This window comes from Pseudomonadota bacterium, assembly GCA_016195085.1.
GTDB lineage: Bacteria > Pseudomonadota > Alphaproteobacteria > SHVZ01 > SHVZ01 > JACQAG01.
Genome location: JACQAG010000016.1, coordinates 1 through 26,122 on the forward strand (window position 1 = coordinate 1; position 26,122 = coordinate 26,122).

At 68.2% G+C, this 26,122-nt stretch carries 28 protein-coding genes, 1 other RNA gene and 1 pseudogene; 11 read left to right on the forward strand and 19 right to left on the reverse strand.

Features of this window, described 5'->3' with window-relative positions; all coding sequences use genetic code 11:
- Positions 1-119: 119 nt before the first annotated feature.
- The 13 genes and pseudogenes from HY058_04310 to HY058_04370 all read right to left on the reverse strand — a co-directional run bounded on the left by HY058_04310 (position 120) and on the right by HY058_04370 (position 12,243).
- A pseudogene (locus HY058_04310) lies at positions 120-1,914 on the reverse strand (ATP-dependent metallopeptidase FtsH/Yme1/Tma family protein).
- A 90-nt stretch (positions 1,915-2,004) separates the two neighbouring features.
- Entirely contained in the window at positions 2,005-3,336 is a 1,332-nt protein-coding gene (gene tilS, locus HY058_04315) for a tRNA lysidine(34) synthetase TilS (protein ID MBI3496508.1), read from the reverse strand.
- A gap of 8 nt (positions 3,337-3,344) precedes the next feature.
- A complete protein-coding gene (ybgF, locus tag HY058_04320) occupies positions 3,345-4,427 on the reverse strand; it encodes a tol-pal system protein YbgF (protein ID MBI3496509.1) in 1,083 nt (360 codons plus the stop codon).
- A 136-nt stretch (positions 4,428-4,563) separates the two neighbouring features.
- Positions 4,564-5,067 carry a peptidoglycan-associated lipoprotein Pal gene (gene pal / locus HY058_04325; GenBank protein MBI3496510.1) on the reverse strand — a complete coding sequence of 168 codons (504 nt, stop codon included), beginning with the start codon at positions 5,065-5,067 and terminating at the stop codon, positions 4,564-4,566.
- Between the two features lie 179 nt (positions 5,068-5,246).
- Positions 5,247-6,626, reverse strand: a complete 1,380-nt coding sequence (tolB, locus tag HY058_04330; GenBank protein MBI3496511.1) for a Tol-Pal system protein TolB — start codon at positions 6,624-6,626, stop codon at positions 5,247-5,249.
- The gene (locus HY058_04335) at positions 6,623-7,597 is read right to left on the reverse strand and encodes a cell envelope integrity protein TolA (protein ID MBI3496512.1); all 975 of its coding nucleotides are present in this window, start codon (positions 7,595-7,597) and stop codon (positions 6,623-6,625) included. Before HY058_04335 ends, tolB begins: the two co-directional genes overlap by 4 nt.
- 6 nt (positions 7,598-7,603) lie before the next feature.
- The gene (gene tolR / locus HY058_04340) at positions 7,604-8,089 is read right to left on the reverse strand and encodes a protein TolR (GenBank protein MBI3496513.1); all 486 of its coding nucleotides are present in this window, start codon (positions 8,087-8,089) and stop codon (positions 7,604-7,606) included.
- On the reverse strand, positions 8,089-8,820 hold the full coding sequence (tolQ, locus tag HY058_04345; GenBank protein MBI3496514.1) for a protein TolQ: 732 nt from the start codon (positions 8,818-8,820) through the stop codon (positions 8,089-8,091). Before tolQ ends, tolR begins: the two co-directional genes overlap by 1 nt.
- Positions 8,821-8,842: 22 nt before the next feature.
- Positions 8,843-9,286: a tol-pal system-associated acyl-CoA thioesterase gene (gene ybgC, locus HY058_04350; protein MBI3496515.1), complete on the reverse strand. Its 444-nt coding sequence runs from the start codon at positions 9,284-9,286 to the stop codon at positions 8,843-8,845.
- Entirely contained in the window at positions 9,279-10,361 is a 1,083-nt protein-coding gene (ruvB, locus tag HY058_04355; protein ID MBI3496516.1) for a Holliday junction branch migration DNA helicase RuvB, read from the reverse strand. The genes ybgC and ruvB overlap by 8 nt, the downstream gene beginning before the upstream one ends.
- Positions 10,358-10,969: a Holliday junction branch migration protein RuvA gene (gene ruvA / locus HY058_04360; protein ID MBI3496517.1), complete on the reverse strand. Its 612-nt coding sequence runs from the start codon at positions 10,967-10,969 to the stop codon at positions 10,358-10,360. The genes ruvB and ruvA overlap by 4 nt, the downstream gene beginning before the upstream one ends.
- On the reverse strand, positions 10,966-11,475 hold the full coding sequence (gene ruvC / locus HY058_04365; protein MBI3496518.1) for a crossover junction endodeoxyribonuclease RuvC: 510 nt from the start codon (positions 11,473-11,475) through the stop codon (positions 10,966-10,968). Before ruvC ends, ruvA begins: the two co-directional genes overlap by 4 nt.
- 18 nt (positions 11,476-11,493) lie before the next feature.
- On the reverse strand, positions 11,494-12,243 hold the full coding sequence (locus HY058_04370; protein ID MBI3496519.1) for a YebC/PmpR family DNA-binding transcriptional regulator: 750 nt from the start codon (positions 12,241-12,243) through the stop codon (positions 11,494-11,496).
- Between the two features lie 328 nt (positions 12,244-12,571).
- Between HY058_04370 and HY058_04375 the strand changes: the two genes are divergently transcribed.
- On the forward strand, positions 12,572-13,168 hold the full coding sequence (locus HY058_04375) for a response regulator (GenBank protein ID MBI3496520.1): 597 nt from the start codon (positions 12,572-12,574) through the stop codon (positions 13,166-13,168).
- Positions 13,169-13,191: 23 nt separating this feature from the next.
- Positions 13,192-13,698, forward strand: a complete 507-nt coding sequence (locus HY058_04380; GenBank protein ID MBI3496521.1) for an Hpt domain-containing protein — start codon at positions 13,192-13,194, stop codon at positions 13,696-13,698.
- Between the two features lie 256 nt (positions 13,699-13,954).
- Here HY058_04380 and HY058_04385 read toward each other — a convergent pair whose 3' ends face one another.
- From HY058_04385 to HY058_04405, 5 genes are all read right to left on the reverse strand, one after another.
- A complete protein-coding gene (locus tag HY058_04385) occupies positions 13,955-14,764 on the reverse strand; it encodes a TIGR00282 family metallophosphoesterase (protein MBI3496522.1) in 810 nt (269 codons plus the stop codon).
- Positions 14,742-15,380: a 5-formyltetrahydrofolate cyclo-ligase gene (locus tag HY058_04390; GenBank protein MBI3496523.1), complete on the reverse strand. Its 639-nt coding sequence runs from the start codon at positions 15,378-15,380 to the stop codon at positions 14,742-14,744. Before HY058_04390 ends, HY058_04385 begins: the two co-directional genes overlap by 23 nt.
- Positions 15,381-15,401: 21 nt before the next feature.
- Positions 15,402-15,557: non-coding RNA, 6S RNA (gene ssrS / locus HY058_04395), on the reverse strand.
- Positions 15,558-15,571: 14 nt separating this feature from the next.
- On the reverse strand, positions 15,572-15,889 hold the full coding sequence (locus HY058_04400; GenBank protein ID MBI3496524.1) for a cell division protein ZapA: 318 nt from the start codon (positions 15,887-15,889) through the stop codon (positions 15,572-15,574).
- Between the two features lie 2 nt (positions 15,890-15,891).
- Complete coding sequence (locus HY058_04405) at positions 15,892-16,116, reverse strand: hypothetical protein (GenBank protein MBI3496525.1); 225 nt, start codon at positions 16,114-16,116, stop codon at positions 15,892-15,894.
- Between the two features lie 128 nt (positions 16,117-16,244).
- On the opposite strand from HY058_04405, the gene tkt reads away from it, so the two are divergent.
- The 6 genes from tkt to HY058_04435 all read left to right on the forward strand — a co-directional run bounded on the left by tkt (position 16,245) and on the right by HY058_04435 (position 22,406).
- A complete protein-coding gene (gene tkt, locus HY058_04410) occupies positions 16,245-18,233 on the forward strand; it encodes a transketolase (GenBank protein MBI3496526.1) in 1,989 nt (662 codons plus the stop codon).
- Between the two features lie 21 nt (positions 18,234-18,254).
- Positions 18,255-19,265: a type I glyceraldehyde-3-phosphate dehydrogenase gene (gap, locus tag HY058_04415; protein MBI3496527.1), complete on the forward strand. Its 1,011-nt coding sequence runs from the start codon at positions 18,255-18,257 to the stop codon at positions 19,263-19,265.
- 83 nt (positions 19,266-19,348) lie between these two features.
- Complete coding sequence (locus tag HY058_04420) at positions 19,349-19,705, forward strand: hypothetical protein (protein ID MBI3496528.1); 357 nt, start codon at positions 19,349-19,351, stop codon at positions 19,703-19,705.
- A gap of 41 nt (positions 19,706-19,746) precedes the next feature.
- Positions 19,747-20,676, forward strand: coding sequence for a class I fructose-bisphosphate aldolase (locus HY058_04425; protein MBI3496529.1), 930 nt, complete (start codon positions 19,747-19,749; stop codon positions 20,674-20,676).
- 5 nt (positions 20,677-20,681) lie between these two features.
- On the forward strand, positions 20,682-21,329 hold the full coding sequence (thiE, locus tag HY058_04430) for a thiamine phosphate synthase (protein MBI3496530.1): 648 nt from the start codon (positions 20,682-20,684) through the stop codon (positions 21,327-21,329).
- 270 nt (positions 21,330-21,599) lie between these two features.
- A complete protein-coding gene (locus tag HY058_04435) occupies positions 21,600-22,406 on the forward strand; it encodes an inositol monophosphatase (protein MBI3496531.1) in 807 nt (268 codons plus the stop codon).
- 150 nt (positions 22,407-22,556) lie between these two features.
- On the opposite strand, the gene HY058_04440 is transcribed toward HY058_04435, so the two are convergent.
- Positions 22,557-23,123 carry a hypothetical protein gene (locus tag HY058_04440; GenBank protein ID MBI3496532.1) on the reverse strand — a complete coding sequence of 189 codons (567 nt, stop codon included), beginning with the start codon at positions 23,121-23,123 and terminating at the stop codon, positions 22,557-22,559.
- Positions 23,124-23,241: 118 nt separating this feature from the next.
- On the opposite strand from HY058_04440, the gene HY058_04445 reads away from it, so the two are divergent.
- From HY058_04445 to HY058_04455, 3 genes are read left to right on the forward strand one after another with little or no spacing between them, the layout of a single operon-like run.
- On the forward strand, positions 23,242-23,514 hold the full coding sequence (locus HY058_04445; protein MBI3496533.1) for an OmpA family protein: 273 nt from the start codon (positions 23,242-23,244) through the stop codon (positions 23,512-23,514).
- Positions 23,515-23,536: 22 nt separating this feature from the next.
- Positions 23,537-24,715 (forward strand): flagellar motor protein MotA, encoded by a 1,179-nt coding sequence (locus tag HY058_04450; protein MBI3496534.1) that lies wholly within the window; start codon positions 23,537-23,539, stop codon positions 24,713-24,715.
- A 35-nt stretch (positions 24,716-24,750) separates the two neighbouring features.
- Positions 24,751-26,100, forward strand: coding sequence for a peptidoglycan -binding protein (locus HY058_04455; GenBank protein MBI3496535.1), 1,350 nt, complete (start codon positions 24,751-24,753; stop codon positions 26,098-26,100).
- Positions 26,101-26,122: the final 22 nt, after the last annotated feature.

The following is a 26,122-nucleotide window of genomic DNA, read 5'->3' on the forward strand; positions in this document are numbered from 1 at the left end:
ATCGTCGATGGCCTGCCCTGCATGGAGGCGTTCGCCGCCGTCGGAAAAGGAGTCGGGCGTTACGTTGACGATCGCCATTATGCGGGGGCGATCGAGCGCAACGCCTCCGAACGAAGCCGTCAAACGCCCGGCTGCGGCTCGGGATTGGCACCCGGCGCGGGATCGCTGCTGGTCGGCACGGAGGCGCGCCGACGGCGATCCGGACCGGAGCCGGCACCGCCGGTATCGTCGCGCACGACCTTTTCGCCGCGCAGAACCTGGTCGATCTCGTCTCTGCTCAGCATCTCGTACTCGAGGAGCGCTTTGGCGATCGTATGCAGATCCTCGAGATGATCGGTGAGGATCTGGCGGGCCTTGCCTTCGGCTTCTTCGATGAGACGGCGCACTTCCTGGTCAATGAGCTGCGCCGTCGCCTCCGACACATTCTGTGTCTGGGTCACGGCGTGGCCGAGGAAAAGTTCCTGCTCGTTCGCCTGATAGCGAACCCGGCCCAGTTTCTCGGACATGCCGAAGACGGTGATCATGCCGCGCGCGGTCTGCGTCGCGACCTGGATGTCGCTGGCCGCGCCGGTCGTCACGTTCGCGGATCGGACTTGGGCACATGCATGGCAACCAGGGCGTGGCCCGCCTCATGATAGGCCGTGAGCTTCTTTTCCTCGTCGGTCATCGCCATCGAGCGACGCTCGGTGCCCATCAGCACCTTGTCCTTGGCGTATTCGAAATCGGCCATGGTGACGAGGCGCTTGCCGACACGGGCCGCGCGCAGGGCGGCCTCGTTCACGAGGTTGGCAAGATCGGCGCCGGAGAAACCCGGCGTGCCGCGTGCCAGCACGTGCGCGTTGACGTCGGGCGCCAGCGGCACCTTGCGCATATGGACCTTGAGGATTTTTTCGCGACCGCCGACGTCGGGGTTCGGCACCACGACCTGGCGGTCGAAACGGCCGGGGCGCAGCAGCGCCGGATCGAGCACGTCGGGCCGGTTGGTGGCGGCGATCAGGATGACGCCCTCGTTAGCCTCGAAGCCGTCCATCTCGACCAGCAGCTGGTTGAGGGTCTGTTCGCGTTCGTCGTTGCCGCCGCCGAGGCCCGCGCCACGATGCCGGCCGACGGCGTCGATTTCGTCGATGAAGATGATGCACGGCGAAGCCTTCTTGGCCTGCTCGAACATGTCGCGCACGCGCGCAGCGCCGACGCCGACGAACATCTCGACGAAGTCGGAGCCCGAGATGGTGAAGAATGGCACGTTGGCTTCACCGGCGATGGCGCGCGCGAGCAGCGTCTTGCCGGTGCCCGGCGGGCGAGCAGCGTCTTGCCGGTGCCCGGCGGCCCGACCAGGAGCACGCCCTTCGGGATCTTGCCGCCGAGGCGCTGGAATTTCTGCGGATCCTTCAGGAACTCGACGATCTCCTCGAGCTCGGTCTTGGCCTCGTCGATCCCGGCCACGTCGTCGAAGGTGACCCGCCCGATCTTCTCGGTCAAAAGCCGTGCCCGGCTCTTGCCGAAGCCCATGGCCTTGCCGCCTCCGGCCTGCATCTGGCGCATGAAGAAAATCCACACGCCGATGAACAGCAGCATCGGGAACCAGGAGATGAGCACGCCCAGGAGCCCGGACATGTTGTCGTCCGGCGGCGCGGCGGCGATGCGCACATTCTTGTCGGTGAGGCGACTCACCAGGTTCGGATCGTTGGGCGCGTAGGTGTTGAAGGCGCGGCCGTCGGTGAAATGCCCGCTGATGTTGGGGCCCTGGATCGTCACCTCGGCGACGGTGCCGCGCTCGACCTCGTTCAGGAAATCCGAGAAGGCGAGGCTCGCATGCGGACCGCGGCTGGAGGAGGTCTGGAACAGATTGAAGAGCGCAACCAGCAGAACGCCGATGATGACCCAGAGCGCAAGATTCTTGCCGAAATTATTCACGTCGCCTGCCTCGCCTCGGAGCCCTGGCCCGCGCGGATGAGCGCGGGTGGGCCCGGCTACTACCCCGGGCACATCTACACCCGGAGGATATCAGATACCGCGCGAGCCAGGCGACGCAACTCTAAACTCCGCCTCGGTCAATCCCTGGGGCGGGGTAAAGCGGATCGTCGATGGGCACGCACCGGCCGGGAGATCCGACCGCACGTAGGAGAGGTGGGGCAGCGCAACCACGCCGTCAAGGTCATGAACCGCCGGGAGCGCGGCCACCGCAGCCCTGGGGATGGGGTGACGCTTGCCGGCCGCGGCCCCGTGACCAAGGCGCGCAAGCCGCCAGCCCTGGTGGGTCGCCCCTTCGCCAAATACCAGGGCGAACCGCCGATCCCACAGCATCGTGCCCAGCGCCAGCGGGCAGTCATCGAGAACCGTTCCGACCTCCCGGCTCACCAGCACCCGGCCGGAGCGGGGCGCCACCCGGCAGCCGCCGAGGGTGCGTCCGGCGCCGAGGCGCTCGATCAGGAGCGCGTCCAAGAGCCGGGCCACCGCCTTGCCTCGCGGCCGCCTTGCCGGCGCGCCCACCACGCGCAGGATCTGCGCCAGCGCCGCCCGCGCCATGTCCTCGGGCACGGAAGCGAGCGTTCCCGGGTCGAGCCAGAGATAGCCTTCCGGCAGCACCCGGACCGAGCGCGCCAAGAGATCGGCGACCGCCCGCTCGCGCTCGACGCGCGCCTGCCCGTAGCCAATGGCCTCGCGGGCGAGGGCCACCTCCGCCCCCGGCCGCTCGGCCAAGGCTTGGCGGTGCCGAACGCGGGCAAAGGCCGGGTTCAGGTTCGAGGGATCCTCGATCCACTCCTGGCCGAGATGCGTGAGCGTGGCGATCAGCCGCGCCTTCGAGATGGTGAGCAGCGGCCGCAAGAGCCGTCCCCACGGGGTGGCGAGGTCCGCGGCCATCCCGGCCAGCCCATCGGGCCCGCTCGCATCTTCGCGCCGGATCAGAAGCGTCTCGGCCTGATCGCCCCGGTGATGCGCCATCAAGAGGTGCAGGATTCCGCCGGCTTCGCACCATCGGCCCAAGAGCTGCCGCCGCGCCGCCCGGGCGGCGGCCTGAATGCCGCTCTTGGGCTTGGGGCCCGTCCAGGCGAGGGTGTGCTGAGCGATGCCGCGGCGGCCGAGCCACTCCGCCACCCGGCCAGCTTCGCCGGCCGAACCGGCGCGCAAGCCGTGATCGAGGCTGAGGGCCACGACCTCGCCCTGCCGCTCTCGGGCCCAGCCATGGGCGAGGAGGACGAGCGCCATGCTGTCGGCGCCGCCGGAGACGCCGACCGCCAGGCGTGGGGCTTTTTCCCATGGGCCGAAGCCCGCCATCAGCCGGGCGAATTCCTCAGGTGCGACGATCGCTTTGTCCGCGGCGCCGGGCGCGGCCATGGCGGCGGCTAGCGGCAGTTCGCGGTTTTGCGCTCGTTCGCCAGCTGCGCTTTCAGGTTCGCCGGCGCGTCGGGGAATTGCTCATCGAAGCGGGCGAAGGTGACGCAGGCCTCGCGGGCGCGGTTGAGCCTGGACAATGACGCCCCCAGCTTGAGCAGCGCTTCCGGCGCCCGCGTCGCCTTCGGATATTTCTGGTAGGTCTCGGCGAAGGCCTGGGCCGCTTCATCGTAGCGCTTGCGCACATAGTAGATGTTGGCGAGCCAGAACTGCGCGCCGACCGACTCGGGCTCATTGGGATGGGCGGCAAGGAACGCCTTAAAGGCGCGCTCGGCCTGCTCGTAGTCGTTCTGCGCCATGATGTTGAAGGCGAACTTGAACTGCTCCGAAGCCGGTCCGTCGGGCAGGATCGAGGCCGCCGGCGCAGCGGGACGGCCGCCTTGAGCCGACGGAGACGATGCGCCCGGGGTCGAGGGCAGGTTGGCGCTGAGCTGGCCCTGGGTCATGCTGCCGAGATTGCCGGCGGCGGGTGCGGTCGGCGATTGGCCCGGGATATTGGGCGGCGAGGCCGCGCGCTGCGCCTGGCCCGGCGTCAGCGGCCCGCCGGCGAGAGGGGGCGCTCCGGCCGCGGCAGGTGCCGGACCCGGCTGATTGCCGGGTGCTTGGCCGCCCTTCCCCTGCTCGAGCGCCCCCAGGCGGAAATCGACATCGCTCACCAGCTTGTCCAGCCGCTCGCGGAGCTGGTTGATGGAGAATTGCGTCTCCTCCAGCCGGCCGGTCATGTCGCGCATCTGGTCTTCGAGCCCGCTCACCCGGCTCTCGAAGCGTCCGACCGCGTCGGCGGACATGGGCACGGCGGAGGCTGACGGGGCGGGCAGCGGCGGTCCGCCCGACGGGGTGCTGGCCTGACCGCGATAGACCTGACGCTGCAGCGTCAAAAGGTCGCGCTCCAAGCGCTCCAGCCGGTCGGCCAGCGCCTTGCTATCGCTGGACTGGGCCCAAGCCGGCTCGCCCCCCATGATCAGGCAGGCGAGAACGGCCACGATCCGAGCGATCGTCGGAATGGATGGAAGCGTCAAAGGGGCTTGATACATCGCTGCCCTCGTCTCGTCGTGCCTAGGTTCAACCGGCACGAGGGCAAAAATAAGGCGCCGGCCCGGCTGTCCCCTACTCAGGGAACAGCCGGGCCGGCGTCGCATGCTTCACCGTCGCTTTTAATCCGCGTCGGAATTACTGAACGACCGTCACCCCACGGCGGTTCTGCGACCAGGCGGCCTCGTTCGAACCGAGGACGGCCGGACGCTCCTTGCCGTAGCTGATGGTGCTGAGGCGCGCCGCCGGGATGCCGAGGCTGACGAGATAGTCCTTCGCCGCATTGGCGCGACGCTCGCCGAGCGCCAAGTTGTATTCGCGGGTGCCGCGCTCGTCGCAATGGCCTTCGACGGCGACGCGGACGTTGCCGTATTGCTTCAGCCAGGCGGCTTGCCGCTCGAGAGTGCGGCGGGCTTCAGGCTTAAGATCGGACTTGTTGAAGTCGAAGAAAACCCGATCGCCGACATTGACGACCAGATCCTGCTGCGAGCCAGGCGTCGGGCCAGACGGCGTGGCCGTCGTGGTCGCAGTCGAGGTCGAACCTGCGCCCGCGCCCCCGGCAGCGCCGGTCGTCGACGGTGCAGTTTCGCAAGCAGCGAGCAGGATCGACGCGGCGATGAGGCTGACAAGTTTCATACGCATTCGTTGTTGCTCCTTCCGACGGAGTTCGAGATCAGTTTATTGAGGAACCTAACGGCAGTCGACGGCCTGCCTTGGACGGGTCGCTCGCGCGGTGTCCGAAAGTGACAGTCAGCCGGCCCACGGGTATACACCCATAGGTACGGACCGACGGGATCGCGGGGCAATATAACGGCGTAACCTCATGGAATCAAGGGGGACCACGCCGGATCGGAGGCATCGAGAGGCGTTATGACTTCCCGTTGGTTGAAGCCGGTCAAGTCAATTGAATAGAGTTTTACCGAACCGCCTTTTCCCTGGTCGTCCGTGGGCTGCTGGCGAAAGAACATCAGCACTCTTCCATTTGGCGCCCAGGTCGGCCCCTCATCGAGAAAGCTCTCGCTCAGAATGCGCTCACCCTTGCCGTCGGGACGCATGACGCCGATGGCGAAGGTGGAGTCCTTGATCTTGGTGAAGGCGATGAGGTCGCCGCGGGGGCTCCACACCGGCGTGCCGTAGCGGCCCCTGCCCTCATCGAAGCTGATGCGCTGCGGATTGCTGCCGTCGGAGCTCATCGTATAGAGCTGCTGGGTACCGCTGCGGTCGGAATTGAACACCACGCGCTTGCTGTCGGGCGAATAGCAAGGCGAAGTGTCGATCCAGTTGCCGGTGGTGAGCCGCGAGACCTGCCGGGTGCGCAGATCCATGGTGTAGATCTCGGATTTGCCTTCGGTCGACAGGCTGAAGATCACGCGCTGGCCGTCGGGCGAGAACCGGGGCGCGAAGGTCATGCCGGGAAAATCGCCGACCAATTCCTGCTGACCGGTATCGATGTTGAAGAGATAGACCCGCGGCTGATCGTTGTAGTAGGCGAGATAGGTGATCTCCTGGGCGGTCGGCGAGAAGCGCGGCGTCAGCACCAGCTTCTTGCCGTCGGTCAGGAAGCGATGGTTGGCGCCGTCCTGGTCCATGATGGCGAGCCGCTTGGTCGGGTTCGTCTTCGGTCCGCTTTCGGAGATGTAGACGATGCGGGTATCGAAGTAGCCGTCCTCGCCGGTCATGCGCTTGTAGATCGCATCGGAGACGATGTGCGCCACCCGCCGCCAGTTGGTCGGCACGGTGAAATAAGCAAGCCCGGTCATCTGCTGCTCGGCGAACACGTCCCAGAGCCGGAACTCGACCTTGAGCCGGCCGTCGGCCTGGCTCTCGACATTGCCATGCACCAGCGCCTGGGCGTTGATCACCCGCCAATCGGGAAAGCGCGGCTGCACCTTCAAGGATTCCGGTGTCTGGATGAAGGATTTCGGGTCGAGCGGCTTGAACAGCCCGGAGCGCTCGAGATTGGCGGAGATCACCTCGGTCACGTCGCGGCCGACCTTGATCTCCTCGGGCCTGGTCGCGGTGAAGGTGGCGATGGCGATCGGGACCGGCTCGATCTTGCCGCGGGTGATGTCGATATGCAGCTCGGCCCGCGCCGATCCGGACGCGAGCCCGGCGAAGGGCAGCGCCAGCAAGCTGGTCACCACGCCGCGCCGGCTGGGCCGGAGCCAAGCGGCGGTGGACCGGGAGACGGTCGGGGTCATGACAGCATGTCCTTCGGATTGAAGCTGATCGTGAAGGTCTTCCAAGTGTCGAACTTGTCGAGCGGCAGACGCAAGGGGCTGCAGCGCGGGTTGAGCATGGCGCGGAGCGCGCTTTCAGCCGCGGCGCGGAAGAACGGATCGGTGTACATGCGCTGCTTGTCGGCGATGTCGGCGGTGCGCACGGTGCCGTCCGGGTTCATCTGCACATAGACATCGACCACCAGGTTCTGCGCGTCGCGCGCGCCGATGGGCATGTTCCAGCATTGGGCGATCTGCGCGCGGATGGCGTCGAGCTCGCTCAGAGTGAGCGGCTGGTTGGTGGGCGGCGCCGGCGTGCGTGAGGCGGTCTGCTGCTGCGGGACCGGCGGCTGCGGGGGCGGCGGCGTCGGCTTCGGCTTCTGCTCGCTCTGCTCCTGCTGCGTGGTCGGCTGGCGCTTGGTCAGGTCGCGCAGCATCTGGTCGAAGGCGCTCGGCTGCTTCGGCGGCACCTTGGCCTGGGGCTGCGGTTCCGGCGGCTTCGGCGGCGTCGGCTTCACCGTCGGCTTCGGCGCCGGCGGCTCCACCTTGGCCTGCTGCTGCGGGGGCGTCGGTGCCGGCCGCGGCTCTTCCTTCGGCACCGGCTTCGGGATCTCCACCTTGGGCGGCGGCGGCGGCTCCGGCTTCGGCTCGGTCTTGGGCGGCGGCGGTGGGAGTGGCGGAGGCGGAGGCGGAGGCGGAGGCGGAGGTGGCGGCTCCGGCTTCGGCGGCGTCGGCGGTGGCGGCGCCGGCGTCGGTACCTGCGCCACCTCTCGCTTCGGCTCCGGTTTCGGTGCCGGCGGCGGCAGATTGGTCTTGGGCGCGATGGTGATGATGTCGACCATGATCGGCTGGTCGGCCAGTACGATGGGCTGCGTCAGATGCGGCAAGCCGAGGATCGCGATGAGGATGATCGCGACGTGCAGACAAGCAGAGAGGATGATGCCCTTGCGCATGGCTCGCTAGTTCGTGCGGGCTCCGCCGGCGCGCGGGCGCGGCGGCTGGCGCGCCGTGCCGCCCTCGGGCATCTCCGCGATCAAGGCAACGCGGTCGAATCCGGCGGAGCTCACCAGGCCCATGACCTCCATGACGCGTCCATAGGAGATGGCCTTGTCGCCGCGCACGAAGATGCGCTGGTCGGGTTTGTTCTTCTGGATGGCGAGGAGGCGCGGCACCAGCTGGTCGGGTGCGACCTCGCTCTCCTGGATGAAGATGCGACCCTGGCCGTCGACGCTGATGGTCAACGGCTCCACCTGCTCGTTGATCGAAGCGGCCTGGGTCTTCGGCAGGTCGACCGGCACGCCGACGGTGAGCAAGGGTGCCGCCACCATGAAGACGATGAGCAGCACCAGCATGACGTCGACGAACGGCGTCACGTTGATCTCGCTTAGGGGCTTGTAGCGGGTGCGCGAGCCCCGGGTCGGGCGGCCGAGGAGATGGGCTGCCATTACTCGGCCTCGTCCATTTGCCTCGATAGGATGGCGCCGAACTCGGTGGCGAAGCCCTCCAGCCGGTTCGCATAGCGGCCGAGGTCGTTCGAGATCTTGTTGTAGGCGATCACCGCGGGAATCGCCGCCACCAGGCCAAGGGCGGTCGCGAACAAGGCTTCGGCGATGCCCGGCGCCACCACGGCGAGCGAGGTGTTCTTGGTGGCGGCGATCGACTGGAAGCTGTTCATGATGCCCCACACGGTGCCGAAGAGGCCGATGAAGGGTGCGGTCGATCCGACCGAGGCGAGGAACGGCATATAGCGCTCGAGCTGCACGATCTCGCGCTCGGCGGTCAGCGACATCACCTGATCGATGCGCTGGCGGAGACTGGCCCGCATCTGCCCGGTCGCGGTCAAGCCCTTCGCCGCCGAGCGGCGCCATTCGCGCATCGCCGAGGAGAAGATCGCCGACATCGGATCGGTCGGCCGGTGGCCGATATGATCGTAAAGGTCTTCGAGCGAGCCGCCGGACCAGAACTGCTCCTCGAACTCGGCCGCGCGCGCCTGCAGGCGACGGATGCGGATGAGCTTGTCGAAGATGATCGCCCAGCACCAGAACGAGGCCAGCGCCAGGATCACCATGACGACCTTGACGATGATGTCGGCGGACAGGAACAGGCCCCACATGCTCATGTCGGCGGCGCCGACGGAGCCGGCGAGCGTGACCGAGTTAACGACCGATGGATCCATGCCTAGCTCTCACTTCGAATGGTCATTGGAAAGCGGCCGCGATCGCGGACCGGAGATCGTTCGGCAGCCGCGCCGGCCGTCCGGCGGCGGTGACGCAAGCCAGCGTCAGCACCAACCGCGCCAAGGCGCCGCCGGCGCGGGTAATCGTCTGCTCGGCCATGAGCCGGGCGCCGCCCACTTCGAGAATGCGGGTCGCCACCTGCAGCTCGTCGTCGAGCCGCGCCGGCGCCCGATAGTCGATCTCGCAACGCCTGACGGTGAACACCAGACCCAGCCGGCTGGCGAGCTCGCTGTGGCTCAAGCCCAGCCCACGCATCATCTCGGTGCGGGCGCGTTCGGCGTATTTCAGATAGTTGCCGTGGTAGACCACGCCTGCCGCATCCGTGTCCTCGTAGTAGACGCGGATCGGAAAGCGGTGCACGCCGCCTTCGAGCGATCCCGCGCTGGGGTGCTGGCGCTCAGGCATCGTCGGTCCCGGTGCCGGCGAGGAGCTCGAGCTGGGCGGTGCCGCTGGGCAGCGGCAGCCCCAGATAGCGATAGCCCCGGGCCGCCAGCATGCGGCCGCGCGGGGTGCGCTGCACCAGCCCCTGCTGCATGAGATAGGGCTCGATCACATCCTCGATCACGTCGCGCTGCTCGGAGAGCGCCGCCGACAGGGTCTCCACGCCGACCGGCCCGCCGGCATAGTGCTCGTAGATGCAGCTGAGATAGCGCCGATCCATCGCATCCAGACCCTGGCGGTCGACCTCGAGGCGATTGAGCGCCGCATCCGCCGCCGCGGCGTCGATCGCGACCGCGCCGGCGACCGCGGCGAAGTCTCTGACCCGCCGCAAGAGCCGCCCGGCGACCCTGGGCGTGCCGCGGCCGCGCCGCGCGATCTCGATGGCGCCGTCACGGGTCAACTCGATGCCGAAGATCCCGGCGGCGCGGCTGACGATCTGCACCAGCTCGTCGGTCTCGTAGAAGGACAGCCGCAAGGGAATGCCGAAGCGCTCGCGCAAGGGCGTGGTGATGAGCCCCGAGCGGGTGGTGGCACCGACGAGCGTGAAGGGCGGGAGATCGATGCGGATCGACCGGGCGGCCGGTCCTTCGCCGATGATGAGGTCGAGCTGGAAGTCCTCCATCGCTGGATAGAGCATCTCTTCCACGGCAGGATTGAGGCGATGGATCTCGTCGATGAACAAGACGTCGCGCGGCTGCAGGTTGGTGAGGATCGCCGCCAGATCGCCGGCGCGCGCGATCACCGGCCCGGAGGTGGCGCGGAAGCTCGCCCCCAGCTCATGGGCGACGATCTGGGCGAGCGTGGTCTTGCCGAGACCCGGCGGCCCATGCAGAAGCACGTGATCCAAAGCCTCGCCGCGGGCCCGCGCCGCCTCGATGAAGACCTTCAGGTTCTGGCAAGCCTGGCGCTGGCCGACGAAGTCGCCGAGGCTGCGTGGGCGGATGCTGGTCTCGCCCGCATCCGCCTCCACGCGCTCGCCTTGGATCACGCGCCCTGCGGGCGGCGCACCGGATGCCGGCTCGGCCGGATCGGCGCTCATCGTGCCAGCTCCTTGAGGCTGGCCTTGATCAAGGCCTCGACCGAAGCCTTAGTGCCGAGCCCGCCGGCGACGCTGGCAACCGCACCGAAGGCCTCGCTGCGGCCGTAGCCGAGATTGACCAGGGCGGAGACAGCATCGGCCGCCGGCCCGCCCTCGACCGCCGCGGCCGGCATGGTGCTCGTGCGTGCGGCCTGGCCCAGCATGAGCCCGGCCGCCTTGTCCTTGAGCTCGTTCACGATGCGCTGGGCCAGCTTCGGTCCAACCCCGTCGGCGCGGGTCAACAGCGCCTTGTCCTGGGCGGCGACCGCGCGCGCGAGATCATCGGGCTCCAAGACCGAGAGCAGCGACAAGGCGATGCGCGCACCCACGCCCTGCACCGTCACCAGGAGACGGAACCAGTCGCGCTCGGCGCCGCTGGCGAAGCCCAAGAGCTGCAGGCGGTCCTCGCGCAGCTGGGTCTCGATGACGAGGGAGGCGATGCTGCCCTGGGCCGGCAGACGCTCGAGCGTTCGCCGCCCGCAATGCACGAGATAGCCCACGCCGCTCACATCGATGATGGCCCAGTCCTCGCCCCTGGAGTCGACGCGGCCGGTGAGCTTGCCGATCATCGCCCGATCCCCACGGCGATGCGCGCCGTCCAGGCGTTCCTGGTGCCGACATGATGGGCATGGCAGATGGCGACCGCGAGCGCGTCGGCGGCGTCCGCGCCCGAAGGCCGCGAGCCCGGAAGCAGCAAGCGCACCATGTGCTCGACCTGGGCCTTGTCGGCGTGCCCGGCGCCGACGACGGTCTTCTTCACCTGATTGGGCGCGTATTCCGAGACGGGCAGGCCGGAGCGGGCCGGAGCCAGCACCACGACGCCGCGGGCGAGGCCCAGCTTGAGCGTCGAATCCGGGTTCTTGTTGACGAAGGTCTCCTCGACCGCGGCCTCGTCCGGGCTGTAGCGGGCGATCACCGCCAGCACGCCCTCATGCAGCACGACCAGCCGGCGCGCAATCTCGCCGCCCTTGGCGTGGATGACGCCATCGGCGACGTAGATGAGGCGGTTGCCTTCCACGTCGATGATACCCCAGCCAGTGTGGCGCAGGCCCGGGTCGAGACCGAGCAGCCGCATGATCAGTCGGCCCTCCGGTTACGCCGTCAGCTTTTCGAGGACGGCGTCGGCCACCTCGTAATTGGCCGAGACGGCCTGTACATCGTCGTTGTCTTCGAGCGCGTCCAAGAGCTTCAAGAGCGCTTCCGCCGCTTCCTCGCCGACGGGGACGCTGGAGCGCGGCCGCCAGCCGAGCCGGGCCCGCACCGGCGCGCCGAAGCGCGCCTCGAGCTTGTCGCGCACCTGCGAGAAATCCTCGGGCGTCGTGGTGATCTCGTGCCCGGAGGCGTCCGACGCGACGTTCTCGGCGCCGGCGTCTAAGGCGGCCTCGAACATCTGATCGGGACCGGCCGCCGCCGCCGGGTAGGCGATCTGGCCGATGCGGTCGAACATGAAGGCGACGCTGCCCGCTTCGCCGAGCGCGCCGCCGGCCTTGGAAAAGACCGAGCGGATCTCGGCCACCGTCCGGTTCCGGTTGTCGGTGAGCGCGTCGACCAGGATCGCGACCCCGCCGGGGCCGTAACCCTCGTAGCGCACCTCTTCGAAGGCACTGCCATCGTCACCGCCGGCACCCTTTTTGATCGCCCGCTCGATCGTGTCCTTGGGCATGTTCGCCTGGCGTGCGGCGGTCATTGCCGCTTTCAACCTAGGGTTGGTTGCGGGGTCGGGAAGACCCAACCTGGCCGCGGCGGTCATTTCACGGATGAGCTTGGTAAACAGCTTGGCGCGCTTGGCGTCCTGCGCGCCTTTGCGATACATGATGTTCTTGAATTGTGAATGACCGGCCATCGCGACCCAACCCAAGTCCTTCGTAGGCAAAGGCAATTCATATACCAGATCTGGTAGCTCGGCGCACCCAGGGCCTTTGTTTGCTAACAATCTATTATGGCGGGAATGGGGCGTGGCTCAGGCTGGCTTTTCCGCCAGGCCGTTGTTATAGACTGCAAGGTATTAACGAGCGCGGCGGCCCGGACGGTCGGGCGGAAGCCGCCTCGATCGGGGCGGGTCCGGACAGGGCAGGAGCCAGGGGGCGGAGCGTGCCAGCGGCAGCGGCGAGGAGTCGCCCGACGCCGGCTGCGCCAAGGGGGAAGCGGGGCGGCATGGTGGATTACCACCAATGATGGGCTATCGCCTCGACCGGCTGACGGTCCTGGTTGTCGACGACAACCAGCACATGCGGAGTCTCATCCGCACCATCCTCGAGGCGCTGGGCGTGAGCTCGATCATCGAAGCCCGCGACGGCCAGCACGCGCTGGAGAAGCTCGCCTCCCAGCAGGTCGATCTCATCATCGTCGACTGGAACATGGAGCCGATGGACGGGCTGGCGCTCACCCGCCACATCCGCAGCTCCGCCGACAGCCCCGATCCGTTCGTCCCCATCGTCATGCTATCCGGACACACCGAGAAGGCGCGCGTCATGCAGGCGCGCGACGCCGGCATCACCGAATTCATGGCCAAGCCCGTCTCCGCCCGCTCGCTCTACGCGCGGATCGTCTCGATCATCGAAAATCCGCGCCCCTTCGTGCGCACCAAAGACTATTTCGGGCCCGATCGCCGCCGCCAGATGCTGCCTTTCGAGGGCCCGGAGCGGCGGACTGCCGCGGAGGGTGCCGCCGCCGCCAAGCCGGGCGGCGCGGCCGGGCCGCTTTCCGGCGACCAGCAGGCGGCGCTGAAGAAGGCCAAAGACGCGATCAAGACGTTGCAGAAGAGCTAGATCGATACGCCGATGAGGTTGTCATGAGCGACGAGAAGGCAAAGAGCGCGGTCGAGGTGATCCACCCGCCCAACAAGCTCCGCGCCCGGGTCGGGCCCGGGACCAAGGGGATGGATCCGCAGCTGCTCGCCAAGGCCGAAGAGGCCGTGGTCAAGGTGCAGAATTCGATCGACTTCGCCGCCCAGGTGGCACCCGACCTTGCGAAGATCGCAACCGCCCTTCAGCACATCAGCAAACGCGAGGAGCAGCAGAAGCATCTCGAGGCGATGTTCCAGGTCGTGCACGACCTCAGAGGCGGCGGCACCAGCTTCGGCTATCCCTTGGTCACGCAGATCGGCAGCCTCTTGTGCAAGTACATCGAGCACCGCGAGGACGCCGATGACGGCGAGATCGACGTGATCCGTGCCCATGTCGATGCGTTGCGTGCCGTGGTCTTGAGCAAGCTCAAAGGCGATGGCGGCGCGATCGGCCAGGAGATCGTCAAAGGCCTGCACAAGATCGTGCTGAGCCAAGTCCCGCCGACGGAATAGCACCTGTCCCACCCCGTGCGCGCCCGGGACTGGGACAGTGGGACGACCGTAACGCATTGATTTCATTGAGCCGCCCGACCGCGATCCAGTGCGGAATAGTCCCAGCGCCCGCGCCGACAAATGCCCCCACCCCAGCCCTCCCCCACGCTACGCATGGGGGAGGGAGCGACGATGTCGTGCTCCCTCCTCCGCCGTCAGGCGGGGGAGGGCTGGGGTGGGGGCACGCTGTCGGAGACGATACCGTCCAGGCGCTCTCTCACGGCATCGCCGGAGCCAGCCTGCCGCCTTGGCGCACCGGGGCGACGCGGCTGGCCTTGCCGGTTTCCTCGTCGGTCTCAAGGAAGACCGCGCACAGCGTCGCCTCGCCATCGGCCGGCTCCAGCCTCTCCGTCGGCAGCTTGCGGGTGAAGCGCAGGATCGGCACGTGCTTCTTCATGCCGATGACCGAGTCATAGTCCCCGCACATGCCGGCATCGGTCTGGAAGGCGGTGCCGCCGGGCAGGATTTGGGCGTCCGCGGTGGGAACGTGGCTGTGGGAGCCCACCACCAAGGACACCCGACCGTCGAGGGCATGGGCCATCGCCTGCTTCTCGCTGGTCGCCTCGGCGTGCATGTCGACCACGATCGCCGCCACCGTACCGCCCAGCCTTTGGCGCGCCAGCTCCTTCTCGACCGCCTGGAAGGGATCGTCGATCGCATCCATGAACACCCGGCCGAGAAGATTGACGACGAGGATCTTGCGGCCGCCGGGAGCGTTGAAAACGGCAGCGCCACGGCCGGGCGTGCCCGGCGGGAAATTGTGCGGCCTCAGGATCCGGGGCTCGCGTTCGATGGTGCCGACGAGCTCCTTCTGGTCCCAGGTGTGATTGCCGCCGGTGATCGCATCGACCCCGGCGGCGAACAGGCTCTCGCCGATGGCAAGAGTGAGACCGAAGCCGCCGGCGGCGTTCTCGCCATTGGCGATGACAAAATCGAGGGCGAGCTCGCGGCGGAGCCGCGGCACATGCAGGGCTACCGCCTCGCGGCCGCTGCGCCCGACGATGTCACCGCAAAAGAGAATGCGCACCCGGTGGGTCCCCTATCCTGATCGCCTCGGCATCCGTCACCACCCAGTCGAGCCGCTCGTCGCTCTCCCCACGGGGCACCTCCGGGACTTCCTGCCCGGCAAAGGCGACACCGACCGACGTCACCCGCCGGTGCCGGCGCAACTGGGCCAACGTCCGGTCGTAGAAGCCGCCGCCATAGCCGAGGCGATAGCCGGCGCGGTCGAAGGCAAGCAGCGGCACCAATAGCAGGTCCGGCTCGATCTGGGGCGCCTCTGGGGCCGGGACCGACAGGCCGAAGCGCGCCGCCACCAACGTGTCTCCCGGTTGCCAGCGGCGGAAGAGCAAGGGCTCGCCGCGGCGAATGACCACGGGCAGGCCGATCGGATGGCCCCGGCGATCGAGTGCCGCCAGGAGCGGCCGCACGTCGATCTCATCACCAATCGGCCAGAAACCGGAAACCGCCAGCCCGGGTGCCAGAGGCGGCAGCGACTGGAAGCGCTGGACCAGCAAGCCGCCTGCTTCCAGCCGCGAGAGACCGGCCCGCTTGGTCAGCATGAGCTGGCGCAGCCGACGCTTTGCCGCGTCGGGCCCGGCGGCATGAGGCGCATCAGTCGCTCGGGTCAAGTCGGCCGTCATGGAAGCGGGAATTGAGGTTCGGGCGGTGCCGCCGTGGCCGTTAGCCGTGTATATCCTCTGTGGCCTGCTACGCAGGTGGGCGCCATGTACCGAGGCCAAGACCCCGGCAGGGACAGCTCCCAGAGGATGGGTATTGGCCCCAGGGATAGTGTGGCAGATCGCACCGAGCAGCATCCGCCCGAGAGTTGAACTTAGGCACCTTCCAGCCGAGCGGCAAGGGACTCGATGCGCGCGGCCACGGCTTCGATCGCCGCCGCCATCGCCTCGCCATCGGCTGGCTTGGCGGCGGCCGGCTTGTCGATGCCGCCCTTGGCTTCGCCCAGCTCATCGGCGATGACGAGGCTCGCCATCACCAGGAGCCTGGTGTCGCCGATCTGGCCCGCCTGCGCCACCAGCTGCTTCACCTTGGCGTTGACGTAGCGCCCGAGCTCCTCCAGATGCGGCTCCTCGCCATCGGCGCAGGCGACCCGGTAGGGTCTGCCATTGATGTCGATGGTGATCTGGCCCATTCCTAGCCTTCCATCACCAGCTTCAAGCGGCCGATGGCGCCGTCGAGACGGTTCGAGACGGAATCGGCAGCCTGGGCCAGGCGCGCATATTCGGCGCGGGCATCGGCAAGCGCCGTCTTCAGCGCCTCGCGCTCGCGGCGGTCAATGGCGTCCCGTTTGGCGATCGCCGCCTCCAGGCGCAAGAGCGCCTTATCCAGCCGCTCGATCGCTGGGACCAGTCTCGACATGGGGCGACCATAAGGCGCGCCTCGATAGGGCGTCAATTGCGCTGGACAGAGATGATTAATGCGCAATTGACGGGGGGTGCCCGAGCCGGCATGTTCCGGCCGCCACCACCCGCCCCGGACCCGATACGGTGACGCCCGACAGCGCCCAGGCCTCGACCATCGGCCACGACATGCTCGCCAATGCCATCCGCGCGCTGGCGATGGATGCGGTCGAGCAGGCCAAGGCCGGCCATCCCGGCATGCCCATGGGCATGGCCGATGTGGCAACCGTGCTGTTCACGCGCTTCCTCAAATACGATCCGGAGCATCCGGAGTGGCCGGATCGCGACCGCTTCGTGCTCTCCGCCGGCCACGGCTCGATGCTGCTCTATGCGCTCCTCTATCTCACCGGCTATGCCGACATGACGATGGAGGAGATCCGCCGCTTCCGTCAGCTCCATAGCCGCACGCCCGGGCATCCGGAATGGGGCCACGCCGCCGGCGTGGAGACCACCACCGGACCCCTCGGCCAGGGATTGGCCAATGCGGTCGGCATGGCGATTGCCGAGCGCCTGCTGGCGACCCGGTTCGGCCCGGAGCTCGTCGACCATCACACCTATTGCGTGGTCGGCGACGGTTGCCTCATGGAAGGGATCAGCCATGAGGCGCTCTCGCTCGCCGGACATTTGCGTCTGTCGAAGCTGATCGTGCTGTTCGACGACAACCACATCTCGATCGACGGACCCACCAGCCTCGCCGTCTCCGACGATCAGACCCAGCGCTTCGCCGCCTCGGGCTGGCGGGCGGAGGCGATCGACGGCCACGACGCCGCTCAAATCGCCGGCGCGCTCGAGCGGGCGCGTGGGAGCGACCGGCCGTCCTTCATCGCCTGCCGGACCACGATCGCCCGCGGCGCGCCGACCAAGGCGGGCACCGCCGCCTCCCATGGCTCGCCCTTGGGAGCAAAGGAGATCGAGGGCGCCCGCACCGCCTTGGGCTGGACCTATCCGGCCTTCACCGTGCCGGAGCCGGTGCTCGCCGCCTGGCGCAAGGCCGGCGGCAGCGGTGCCGCCGCCTACCAGGCCTGGTCCGGGCGGCATGCGGCCATCAATCATCCCGACTTCGAGCGCGCGCTCACCGGCGCGCTGCCGGAGGCGTTCGGCACCACCATCACCGACCTAAAGCGCCAGCTATTCGCCGAGGCGCCGAAGCTAGCGACGCGGCAAGCCTCGGGCAACGTCCTGGAAAGGCTGTCGGCGGCGATCCCTGAGCTCATCGGCGGCTCGGCCGACTTGACCGGATCCAACAACACCAAGACGAAGGCGCAAGCGGTCATCGCCCGCGACAATTTCGCCGGCCGCTATCTCCACTACGGCGTGCGCGAGCATGGGATGGCGGCGGCCATGAACGGCATGGCGCTGCATGGCGGCGTCATTCCCTATGGCGGCACCTTCCTCACCTTCAGCGACTATTGCCGTCCGGCGATCCGGCTCGCGGCCCTGATGGGCATTCGGGTCGTGCATGTGATGACCCACGACTCGATCGGGCTCGGCGAGGACGGACCGACGCACCAGCCGGTCGAGCATCTGGCCGCCTTGCGCGCCATTCCGCGCCTGCAGGTCTTCCGCCCGGCGGATGCGGTGGAGACCGCCGAGTGCTGGGCACTGGCGCTGGCCGATGAGACGCGGCCTTCGGTCATCGCGCTCACCCGCCAAGCGGTGCCGCCGGTGCGCCGGGAGCATGTCGAGGAGAACCTGTCGGCCCGCGGCGCCTATGTGCTGGCCGAAGCCACGGGCAAGCGGCGGGCGACGGTGATGGCGACGGGCTCGGAGGTCCAGGTGGCGCTTGCCGCCCGCGAGCTCCTCGAGGCGAAGGGTGTCGCGACCGCGGTTGTGTCCATGCCGTGCTGGTCATTGTTCGACCAGCAGTCCGATCCCTATCGTCGAGAGGTGCTGGGCGAGGGCGTCCGGGTCGCCGTCGAGGCTGCCATCGCCTTCGGCTGGGAACGCTATCTCGGCCCCAAGGGCGGCTTCGTAGGCATGACCGGCTTCGGCGCCTCGGCGCCCGCGGAGGACCTCTACAAGCATTACGGCATCACCGCCGATGCCGTCGCCGCCGCCGTCCTGGCGCGGCTCTAAATCTCTCGCGGAGGAATTCGGATGACGCTACGAGTTTCGATCAACGGGTTCGGCCGCATCGGACGCCTGGTCTTGCGCGCGCTGGCCGAGAGCGGCCGGCGCGACCTGACGGTGGTCGGCGTCAACGATCTCGGGCCCGTCGAAAGCAATGCGCACCTCTTTCGCTACGATTCCGTGCATGGCCGCTTTCCCGGCACGGTTACGACCGGTCTCGGGACCATGGATGTGGGCCAAGGCCCGATCAAGGTCACTGCCGAGCGCGATCCGGCGAAGCTGCCCTGGAAGGAGCTCGGCGTCGACGTCGCGCTCGAATGCACCGGCATCTTCACCAAGCGCGAGGCGGCGGCGAAGCACCTCGAGGCCGGCGCCAAGCGCGTGCTGGTTTCCGCCCCGGCCGACGGCGTCGATCTGACGGTCGTCTACGGCGTCAACCACGACGCGCTCAACGCCAAGCACACCGTGGTCTCGAACGCTTCCTGCACCACCAACTGCCTGGCGCCGGTCGCCTATGTGCTGAACCGCGCGGTCGGCATCGAGCAGGGCTTCATGACCACCATCCACGCCTATACCGGCGATCAGAGCACGGTCGATACGCTGCACAAAGACCTCAGGCGGGCGCGGGCGGCGGCGCTCTCGATGATCCCGACCTCGACCGGTGCGGCGAAGGCGGTGGGCTTGGTCCTGCCCGAGCTCAACGGCAAGCTCGACGGCACCTCCATCCGCGTGCCGACCGCCAATGTGAGCTTGATCGACTTCAAGTTCATGGCCGGGCGCAAGACCACCGTCGAGGAAGTGAACGGCGCGATGGAGCGGGCTGCCAACGACAACCGCCTGAAGGGCATCCTCGGCATCAACAAGGAAGAGCTGGTCTCCACCGACTTCAACCACAGCAGCTACAGCTCGACCTTCGATGTGACGCAGACCAAGGTGATCGACGGACGGTTCGTGCGCGTGCTGTCCTGGTACGACAACGAGTGGGGATTCTCCAACCGCATGCTCGACACCGCAGCCGCGATGGGGCGGCTCGGCTGAACCCTCGAGCCGGAGAGCGCGCAGTCGTCATTCACGGTCTTGACCATGCGCTGGCCGCGCTCGCGGCGGCGGACGCGCTCTTAGTGCCGGTGTCGCTGTGGAGTGCGGTGGGAGCCGCGGCCTATCTCGGGCCGCTCTATTGGCAGGCGCTCATCCAGCGAGCCCGCGAGGCGCACCCCCGTGCGACCTTCATCGCCGTGCTCGATTGCGCCGAGCGGCCGGGCGACGTGCTGGCGGCACTCCGCCAGGGCTTGACCGAGCTCAGCTTCTCCGGAAATGCGGCGACGGCCTCGAAGCTCATGGAGATTGCCCGGCAGAAGGGCGCACGGCTCTACCTGGAACGCCCCCATGCCCTCGACCTCCGGGAGGTCGCCAATCCCATCGAGGCCTGTCGCCTATGGTTTTGTCCCAGCGTTGAAAATTCCCCGCCGCTCGGCTAAGGAGCAAACCAAGGCGCCCATCCGCCCTCGGAGGAACTCCCATGAAATTGTCACAGCGCGTCAAGAAGATCCTCGCCAACTACGAAAGCGACACGCCGGGCACCAAGGCCAATCTGGCGCGCATCTTGATGAACGGCCGCCTCGGCGGATCGGGCAAGCTGGTGATCCTGCCGGTCGACCAGGGCTTCGAGCACGGGCCCGCCCGCAGCTTCGCGCCCAATCCCGCCGCCTATGATCCCCATTACCACTTCCGCCTGGCGATCGCCGCCGGGCTCTCGGCCTATGCCGCCCCGCTCGGCATGCTGGAAGCCGGCGCCGACAGCTTCGCCGGCGCCATTCCGACCATCCTCAAGGTCAACAGCGCGAACGCGCTCTCCCGCGAGAAGGAGGCGGCGAACCAGGCGGTGACCGGCTCGGTCAAGGATGCCTTGCGGCTCGGCTGCGCCGCCGTCGGCTTCACCATCTATCCCGGGTCCGACAAGGCCTACGACATGATGGAGGAGGTGGCCGAGATGTCGCGCGAGGCGAAGTCGGTCGGGCTTGCCACCGTCGTCTGGTCCTATCCCCGCGGCGGCAGCTTGTCCAAGCAAGGCGAAACGGCGATCGACGTCTCCGCCTATGCCGCCCATATGGCAGCCCTGCTCGGCGCCCATATCATCAAGGTGAAGCCGCCCACGCAGCACATCGAGCAAGATGCGGCGAAGAAGGTCTACGAGGCGCAGAAGGTGCCGATCGCAAGCCTGGCCGAGCGCGTGCGCCATGTCGTGCAGTCGACCTTCGACGGCCGCCGGCTGGTGGTCTTCTCCGGCGGCGAGGCGAAGGATCTCGACGGTCTCTATCAGGAGGTCCGTGCCATCCGCGACGGCGGCGCCACCGGCTCCATCATCGGCCGCAACACCTTTCAGCGCCCGCCCAAGGACGCCATGGCGATGCTGGACATCATCGTCAAGATCTTCCAAGGCAAGGCGTAGCCGGAATTTCCCGCTCACCGCTGCCCTGTCGTCTCTACCTGGTGACGCCGCCCGCGTTGGCTGCGGCGGCATTCAGGGATCCGCTCGCCCGCGCGCTCGATGCCGGTGCGGTGGCCGCGGTGCAGCTCCGGCTCAAGCAAGCGAGCGACGACGAGATCCGCCGTGCCTCAGAGCTGTTGATGCCGGTGGCACGGGCGCGCGATGCCGCCTTCATCCTCAACGACCGGCCGGATCTCGCCCACGAGCTCGATTGCGACGGCGTCCATGTCGGCCAGGAGGACGCGCCCTACGCCGAAGCGCGGCGGCTCCTGGGAGCCGAGCGCACCGTGGGCGTCACCTGCCACGACTCGCGCCACCTGGCGATGGAGGCGGCCGAGGCCGGCGCCGATTACGTCGCCTTCGGCGCCTTCTTCGCCACCTCGACCAAGGCGCCGAAGACGCAAGCCGGCCTCGAGCTCCTGGAATGGTGGAGCGAGATCATGGAAGTGCCGTCGGTCGCCATCGGCGGCATCACGGTGGAGAATTGCCGGCCGGTGGTCGAGGCCGGCGCCGATTTCCTGGCGGTCGTCTCCGGCGTGTGGAGCCATCCCGCCGGCCCCGACGCCGCGGTCAAAGGCTTCGAGCGCATCTTCGCCGAGGTGGCGGGACGATAGGTCCGTCGTCGCGGCGGGGGTTCTCCTGGCGCCCCATGAGAGACTCACCGCAGGGCCCGCAGAGAAGCGCCGAGAGCGCCGAGGAGAACGGCACGCGCTCCGCGCCATGAGTCTTCTCCTCTGCGCCCTCTGCGCCTTTCGCCCTCCGCGTCCTCTGCGGTGAAATCTCCCGATCCGCCGCACCAGACGTCCAACGTCACGTGCAGTGTGTTGCGTCGCCTGGGTCCTGCTGATAGGGTCCGCGGCCTTCCGAATAAGCTGGATTTTCCGGTGGCCGTCCGTTCGCCGCTCATCAACGTCATGGTCAACGCCGTCTACAAGGCGGCGAAGCGGCTGGTGCGCGACTTCGGCGAGGTCGAGCAGCTGCAGGTGAGCAAGAAGGGTCCGGCGGATTTCGTCTCGGCCGCCGATCTGCAGGCGGAGAAGACGCTCCGCCAGGAGCTGGCGAAGGCGCGGCCGGACTTCGGCATGCTGATGGAGGAGAGCGGGGCCGCGGAAGGACGCGACACGTCCCACCGTTGGGTCGTCGATCCCCTCGACGGCACCACCAACTTCCTCCACGGCATTCCGCATTTCTGCATCTCGGTCGGGCTCGAGCGCGACGGCGAGCCGGTCGCCGGCGTCATCTACGAGCCGGTCCGCGATCAGCTCTATTGGGGCGAAAAGGGTGGGGGCGCCTACCTCAACGACCAGCGGCTCCGGGTCTCGGCCCGGCGCCGGATGGACGAAGCCGTGTTCGCCACCGGCATTCCCTTCGCCGGCCATGGCGAGCATGAGCAGTTTCTGGCGGAGCTGGCGGCGGTCATGGCGGTCTCCGCCGGCATCCGGCGCCAGGGTGCGGCCGCCCTCGACCTCGCCTATGTCGCCGCCGGCCGCTACGACGGCTACTGGGAGGCCCCGATCATGCCCTGGGATATGTGCGCCGGCATCGTGCTGGTGCGCGAGGCCGGCGGCTATGTCAGCGAGATCATGGGCGGGCACGACATGATGCGCTCGGGCAGCGTGCTTGCGGCCAATGACCATTTGCATCTGCCGCTCGGCAAGGTGCTGCGCGATTCGCACGCCAAGCGCCGCTGATTCGCCACATTTCTCGGCCAAATGGCTCCCTGAGGGGCCCAGAGCAAGGCGCGGGCGCAAGGCGATTGTGGGTCCCTGCGGGCTTGGGGTATGGTGCCCCGGCCGTTGGCAATGGTGGATTCGGGGCCGTAACGTGCGTAGGGCCAGCGACTATATGACCCGATGTGACGCGACCGCGGCCTGCGCCGGCATCGGTGCATTGCTGTTCGTTTCTCTGGGCTTCGCCGGCGGCCTCGGCGCCCAGACGCCGACCGTGGTGGTCGGCACCGAGCGGCCCAATGTCTTCGTCGACCAGAGCGTGCTCGACGCGCTCGGGCCGAGCCCGACCTTGCCGCAGCTCTTACGCGGGTCCAGCCCCAGCCAAAGGGTGACTTTGCACCCGCCGAGCCGGCCGACGGTGTCGGCCCCGGCCCAGCCGAGGGCGCCAAGCGTGGCGCAGCCGATCCAGCCAACTCCGCCGTCGCAAGCGGCGCCGACGCGCTCGGCGTCGAGCGCCAGTCCCGCGGCGACACCGGCGCCGCAAGCCGCCGCATCACCCCCCGCGCCGCCGCCGGCACCTCCCCCACAGGCCGCAACCCAACCCGGCCCCGCCCCGCGCCCGGCGCCGGCGCCCTCTGCCAGTGCCGCCGCGCCGCCGCCGGCCGCCACGTCGATCCCTGCCCCGCAGCCGCCGCCACCGCCGCCCGTGGTGGCCTCGGCACAACCCGCGGCACCCACCCCGAGCGCGCCGCGCAGCGCATCCGCGGGTGCTGGCAGCTCTCAGCAAGCCTCTGCGCCTCCGGCGCCTGCCGCCAACCAGCCGCCGGCCATTGCGTTTGCCGGCGGCAGCTTCGACTTGCCTGCCGGCGCCGACCGCACGCTGAAGCAATTGGCCGAGCGGCTGAAATCCAATGAGTCGCTCCGCCTGCAGCTCCTCGCCTTTGCCAGCGGCACGCCGGAGACGGCGAGCCAGGCGCGGCGGCTGTCGCTCAGCCGCGCGCTTGCGGTTCGCTCCTATCTCATCGAGCAGGGCGTGCGCTCGACCCGGATCGACGTGCGCGCGCTCGGCTCCAGGACCGCCGAGGGCAGCTCACCCGATCGCGTCGACCTCGTGGTGAGTGGCTCGTGAGAGCTCCTCGCGGGCTGCGGTCATGACGCGTCCGCAACGGTATCTCTGGCGGATGCTCCTGTTCGTGGCCGCGGTGGTGGTGCTGGCGGCCGCGCTCTTCCCGGCACTCAGCAACGCCTTCATGGCGAATGTCGCCTTGAACGGCCTCATCCTCGGCGTGCTGGCGCTCGGGATCATCTACATCATCCGCCAGGTGGTTCAGCTCGGGCCCGAGGTCCGCTGGCTCGAGACCTTTCGCCGGCGCGATCCCGGACTCTCGGTGCAGCCTTCGCCGCGCCTCTTGGCCCCGATCTCGACCCTGCTCGGTGAGCGCCAGGGCCGGGTCAGCCTGTCGGCGACGACCACCCGGGCGCTCCTGGACAGCATCCGCACCCGGCTCGAAGAAGGCCGCGACATCTCGCGCTACATGATCGGACTCCTGGTGTTCCTCGGGCTCTTGGGCACCTTCTGGGGCCTCTTGGAGACGGTGTCATCGATCGCCAGCGTCATCGGCGGGCTGACCGCAACCACCAGCGACATCACCGCCTTCTTCAACGACCTCAAGAACGGGCTGAAGGCGCCTTTGGGCGGCATGGGCACCGCCTTCAGCTCCTCGCTCTTGGGATTGTCCGGCTCGCTCATCCTGGGCTTCCTCGACCTGCAGGCGAGCCAAGCGCAGAACCGGTTCTACAACGATCTCGAGGAATGGCTATCGAGCCTGACCAAGATCAGCATCGCGTCGCCCGCGGCGGCGGCCCTCTCCGAGGGCGAGCAGGCGGTTCCCATCTATCTGGAAGCGGTGGTGGAGAAGATCGCCGACAGCCTGGAGACCCTGCAGCGCACCATCGCCCAGGGCGAGGACGGGCGGCGCGGCTCGGTCGTGCAGCTGACGGCGCTCAACGAGCGGCTGTCCAGCCTGGTCGACCAGATGCGCACCGAGCAGAACCTGATGCTGCGCTTGGCCGAAAATCAGGTCGAGATGAAGCCGATCCTGGCACGGCTCGCCGACGCCATGACCGGCGCCAGCTCGGGCGACGAGGTCACCCGCGCCCATATCCGCTCCATCGAGGTGTATCTGATGCGGCTCTTGGACGAGGTCGCCGCTGGCCGCGCGCAAACCTTGGAAGAGATCCGCGGCGAGATCCGGCTCTTGGCGCGCACCATCGCCGCCTTGGCCGATGACAGCCCGCCCAAGCGCCCGGGCGTGGCGAGCCGCCCGTGAGCACGCCCTTCGTCGGCGGCCGCCGCCGCCAGGGGATGGATATCTGGCCGGGCTTCGTCGACGCGCTGGCGACGTTGCTCATGGTCATCATCTTCGTGCTGATGGTGTTCGTGCTAGCGCAGTTCTACCTGGGTGCCGCCTTGACCGGACGCGACGAGGCCTTGGTACGCCTCAACCGGCAGATCTCCGAGCTCACGCAGATGCTGTCGGTCGAGCGGGCGACCAGCGCCGACCTCAAGCTCAACCTGGCGCAGCTCGCCGCCGACCTGCAAAGCTCCGGCGCCCAGCGCGACGCGCTCGCGGTCCGGGTCGGCGACCTCGCCAACGAGCGCGATGCGCTGGTGGCAAGGCTGAGCCAGGCCGAGCGCGATCTCGCGGGCGAGCGGGACCGTGCCGACAAGGCGAGCCTGGCCTTGCGCGAAGCCAACCGCACGGTGGAGGCCGATCGCGCCAAGATCACCCTGCAGCTCGCCGACCTCGAGCGCTTGAGCCGCGACATCGAGGCCTTGAAGCAGGTCCGCGCCGAACTCGAATCGAGGGTGGGGCGGCTCGCCTCGCAGCTCACGGAGAAAAGCCAGGAGGCAACGCAGCTCCGCGACCGCTCGAAGGAGCTGGAGGCGAAGCTCGTCCAGTCCGAGGAGACCACCCATCTGGCTCAGCGCGAGATCCAAGAGCGCGAGATTCGGCTGCGCGACCTCTTGTCGCGCGCCCAGTCGGCCGAGTCGGGGCTCTCCCAGCAGACCAGGCTCACTAGCGAAGCCCAGGCGCAGGTCGAGCTCCTCAACAACAACATCATCGCACTCCGCCAGCAGCTGGCGCGCATCGCCGCGGCTTTGGAGGCTTCGGAATCCAAGTCGAAGCAGCAGGAGCTGCAGATCTCCGATTTGGGCCAGCGCCTCAACATGGCGCTCGCCAGCAAGGTCGAGGAGCTGGCCCGCTATCGCTCCGAGTTTTTCGGCAGGCTGCGCGAGGCCTTGGGCGACCGGCCCGACATCCGGATCGTCGGCGACCGCTTCGTCTTCCAGTCCGAAGTGCTGTTCGATTCCGGATCGGCGGTGCTCGGCCTCGTCGGCCAGGACCAGCTCTCGCGGCTCGCCGGCACGCTCATCGAGATCTCCCGCAAAATTCCGAAGGAGATCAACTGGGTCCTCCAGATCGACGGCCACACCGACAGCGTCCCGATCGCAACCCTGCAATTTCCCTCGAACTGGGAGCTGTCGGCGGCGCGGGCGATCTCGGTCGTGAAGTTCCTGACCCTGCAGGGCATTCCCGCCACCAGGCTGGCGGCGACCGGCTATGGCGAGTACCAGCCGCTGGACGAGCGCAACGACGAGATCGGCAAGCGGCGCAACCGGCGCATCGAGCTCAAGCTCACATCGCGCTGAGGGCTCGCACCCGGGAGGACGA